Here is a 4,281-nt window from a genome sequence, read left to right on the forward strand (position 1 = left end):
CGAATACAAGACCATCCATCACTGAGTTAAACAGCGGGGAAATTCTTGTTAGTTGGACTGGAGATAGTTCCGATGGAAGTGGGTCTGGGATTGTTCAGCAAATAGTGGGGACAGGCCTGCAAATTTCAGAAAGCACGGTTGCTGGGCGTATTGTTGGTAGTGTGACGAATGTTAGTGATGAAGATGTTGATGATGTATTTATTTATTCATTGGTTGATGATGCGGATGGCGCTTTCACAATTGATGCTGCAACAGGCACAGTGTCAGTTGCTGACCCAAGTAAGATTGATTTTGAGATTGCTGAAAGTTTAACCATAACCATACGAGTAACAGACTCTGCAGGGCTGACCTACGACGAAGATGTGACGATAAATGTCATAGATGATATTGATGTTTTAGTTACTCCAACACCAAATGATGATGTTATCTCTGCTACTGGTGAGAATGACGAGATTGATGCTTTAGATGGTGATGATACTATTTATGGTGGTCAAGGTGATGACACAATAGTAGGTAATGAAGGCTCTGATGTTATTTATGGAGGTTTAGGAGATGACGTTATCGATGGTGGTGGTGGCGTTCCTGACCCTACATATTCAAAAATCACACCTGTAACAACGGGTTCTAGCGGTCCTATCGTACTAACTTCGGATGATGGAAGTGTTACGGTTACAGTAACTGATAATGATGGTTCAGGCGTTGTGACTGCAAACAATAGATCAACACAAAACCACCTAACCGATTATTTTTCGGCAAATATCGCATCGACCAATGACAAGCAAACATATACATTTAGTGAACAAGTTGCAGGTGTAAAATTGTTGGTGTCGGGTATGAGTTCTTTGGACACCATGTGGTTTAGAGTTGATGGCGAATATATCAGCCTTGCTGATGCCATAAATACTGGAAGAGTGGCCATTACTGGTGATTATGAGTTGTTCAGAGCTTGGAGTAATTCAAATATTGATGCATTAAATGCTCTTGGTGCTGAACAAGAGAACCCTTCTACAGGCCAGTCTACAGGGTATATTGAAGTTGAGTTTTTTATGCCATTAACAACGTTAGATATCATTACCGGTGGTAATACGGGTTCACTTGAATATGAGTTGTTTGTCAATACTGACCCAATTGTTGTGGATGATGGGCAAGATACTTTGTATGGTGGTGAAGGTAACGATGTCATCCTCGGTGGTGAAAACAGTGATACTCTTTATGGCGATGAAGGGAATGATGTTCTACTCGGTGAAGCGGGCGCAGATGTATTGTATGGTGGTGCAGGTGACGATGTTTTGATCGGTGGGGTTGTGTCTGGGAATGTTGCCGCTTCTGATGAAAGTGGTTCTTTAGGAGGGGTTGTTGAACCGAATTATGTTCAACTATTACCTGTTGATGGCACTTTTGATGGAAGTAGAGAGGATATTGCGTCATCGGATGGCTCAATTAGTGGGAGTATTTATACTGTTTACGGGCTTAGAGCGGGTAGTCTTGATGATAGTTTGCGGACGCGAGGGAATACTGACCGTTATGAACTTTCATTAACATCAGCTGTAGCAGGAGCAAAAATTGTCATTGATGAAATGAACTTTGGTAATGAGTATTTATACATAGAGTTAGATGGTGTTGATGTCAGCCTGAAAGAATTGTATGAGTTAGGAATTGTTAATATTACTGGGAACTTTGACTTCGGAGAGCCGACGACTGGCGGGGCGGGTATTGACCATGCCATCACTTTTGATGGTTCGGGGACTATTGAAATTAACCAAGCATTTACGGATATAAATATTGTTGCTCGGTCAGGTAGTACTTCTCAAACGTTCAGTTTTCAGGTGTTTGTTGATTCAACGGATCCAGAGACGATTACCTATGTTAATGATTCTACTAGTGCAAACGATCCTGGTCATGAAGCAGATTTGGGAGATATACTGGCGGGTGGTGCCGGTAACGATATCTTAACTGGTGGTGATGGTGATGATATCTTTGTATTTGATACGCAATTTAACGATGGTGATATTGATAGGATAACAGACTTTACCATAGAGTCCGACAAGATTGATTTAACCGATCTTCTTCAGGATGACTCTGCACCATTAACTGTGGATGATTTCTTGTCTGCATTATCAGTGACTGAAGTGGATGGAAATATGGAACTTCAGTTTGTACAAGACGGCAAAACACAAACCATTGTGCTAGAAGATTTTGCGCAGTCTGATTTGGGGCTAAGTGGTGCAGATAGCTCTACAATTATTACTGAGCTCTTTAATAAAAATGCATTTTCAGTTGATTAAGTAATCTAATCAGAGTGAAAATAGTGAAAGGCGACAGTGAAAATTGTCGCCTTTTTACCAATAAACAACGCGACAAAGTCAAAGTGTTGTACTGGGATAAAACGTATCCGCCCCACGATCCCACGGAGCGTTTTAGTGTGAGAAGTTCCAAGGAAGAAGTGAGTTGATATCAGGCTCTGGCTTTGCCAGTTCCCTCATACATTTGGCCATGTAATCGTAGAGTATCAGTCCGTTAGCTTTCGCCGTCTCGATGATGCTATACAGCAAAGCACTCGCATCAGCACCAAGCGGATTCGTCGAGAATAACCAGATGGTATGACCTTATATACTAAACATTCACCTATGGTGTGTTTTTGGAGGTCTCTGATATGGCAAATGTTAACAATTACTCGGCTTATGTAGGGCTTGATGTTCATAAGGACACAATTGCAGTTGCAATAGCGAGTCCTGAACGACAGGGAGAGGTAAGGTTTTGGGGAAACATATCCTCATCCAAAGATTCTGTCATTAGACTGATGAAGAAGCTTATGAAGCTATACCCCTCATTTCTAGTCTGCTATGAAGCCGGGCCTACTGGTTATGGTATTTATCGGCTTTTACTGAGTTCGAATATCGATTGTACCGTTGTTGCCCCTTCTCGAATTCCTAAAATTTCTACCAATAAGATAAAGAATGATCATCGAGATGCTGTCGCACTTGCTCGGCTTCTTCGTGCTGGCGAACTTGTTGAAGTATGGGTTCCGGATATTACTCATGAGGCGATGAGAGATTTGATCCGCGCACGAAGCTGCTCAAAGAAAGATGAAAAAGTCGCTAAACAACGTATTCAGAGTATTCTTCTTAGGGCAGGTAAGCGATATGACAAAAAAATGTGGACTGTCAGGCATCGAATATGGCTGGCAAATCAGTCATTCCCACTCCCATCCCAACAAATTGCGTACGAGCATTATCGACAAAGCCTTGAGCAAATAGAAAACCGAATCACACAGCTTGACCAAGAGATTGATCGATTACTTCCAGATTGGTCGCTCTATAATCTTGTTAACCAATTACAAGCTTTGAAAGGTGTTGGTCGGACTATTGCTATTTCAGTTGTTGCTGAATTGGGAGATTTTTCTCGATTTAGTAATCCCAAGCAAATCATGGCGTTTCTGGGGCTGATTCCTGGCGAGTATTCAAGCGGCACCACAGTTAGAAAAGCCGGAATAACTAAGGCTGGCAACGTAGAACTTAGGCGCTTGTTATATGAAGCAGCATGGAGCTATAGAACGAAGGCAAAAGTTGGCAACTGGTTAGTAACCTACCGCCCAGATAGTGTCTGCCAAGAAGCTAAGGATATTTCTTGGAAAGCACAGCAGCGGTTATGTTTCCGTTATCGAAGTTTGCTTGCTAGAGGGAAAAGATCACAAGTGGCCATTACTGCTGTAGCTAGAGAACTACTTGGATTTATGTGGGATATTGCTGTAACCATACAACCTCAAAAAGTTTAAAATTTGCTTGAAAGTAAAGAGGCTCAAGGTGAGTAATCCTCGTCAAAAATTTAAGTCGACCATTTGGTCAGATACTTGCAACCAGAAAGAGGTAAGCTCATTACGAAAACCATGTTGGGGTTAATGATCCCCGAATAAGAGTGTGTATAACCCAAGTATTAGCTGACTTACTTTCAAGCAATCCCAATATCTAAATTATGCCTTGGTTCACATAGGTAGGAAAATATTCGTCGAAAAATTTGAAAAAGGTCATAAGAATTTTTTCTGCCAATAACCAGCGATTTGATGGCGCGTTCCGCTCGGTTGTTGTCGATAGATAAATGCCCATCTTCAACATAGCGTATCAGCTTAGACCACTGACTCAAGGTGTACTTGATGACTTTACCAAGAGGACTCGATTCGATGACTTTCTGCGTGGTTAACCAGTCATAGAAGTCATCCAACATCGGTTTAGCCTGCGCTTGTCTTTCTGTCCAACGCTCTTCGACCGAAGCCAGTTTTAATCG

The 4,281-nt window shown here is 41.9% G+C and carries 2 protein-coding genes and 2 pseudogenes; 2 read left to right on the forward strand and 2 right to left on the reverse strand.

The genetic code is table 11. The features are described 5' to 3' along the window. A partial coding sequence (locus AACW06_RS18770) for a type I secretion C-terminal target domain-containing protein (protein WP_192076233.1) occupies window positions 1–2,285 on the forward strand: 2,285 nt, incomplete at its 5' end. Between the two features lie 132 nt (window positions 2,286–2,417). On the opposite strand, the pseudogene AACW06_RS18775 reads toward AACW06_RS18770, so the two are convergent. Then, window positions 2,418–2,606: pseudogene (locus tag AACW06_RS18775) on the reverse strand (transposase domain-containing protein); the annotation flags it as partial. Between the two features lie 47 nt (window positions 2,607–2,653). On the opposite strand from AACW06_RS18775, the gene AACW06_RS18780 reads away from it, so the two are divergent. After that, on the forward strand, window positions 2,654–3,775 hold the full coding sequence (locus tag AACW06_RS18780; RefSeq protein ID WP_192076234.1) for an IS110 family transposase: 1,122 nt from the start codon (window positions 2,654–2,656) through the stop codon (window positions 3,773–3,775). Between the two features lie 257 nt (window positions 3,776–4,032). Here the strand turns inward: AACW06_RS18780 and AACW06_RS18785 are convergent. Next, window positions 4,033–4,281: pseudogene (locus tag AACW06_RS18785) on the reverse strand (IS66 family transposase); the annotation flags it as partial.

This window comes from Vibrio sp. S12_S33 (assembly GCF_963889785.1).
Classification (GTDB): domain Bacteria; phylum Pseudomonadota; class Gammaproteobacteria; order Enterobacterales; family Vibrionaceae; genus Vibrio; species Vibrio aestuarianus.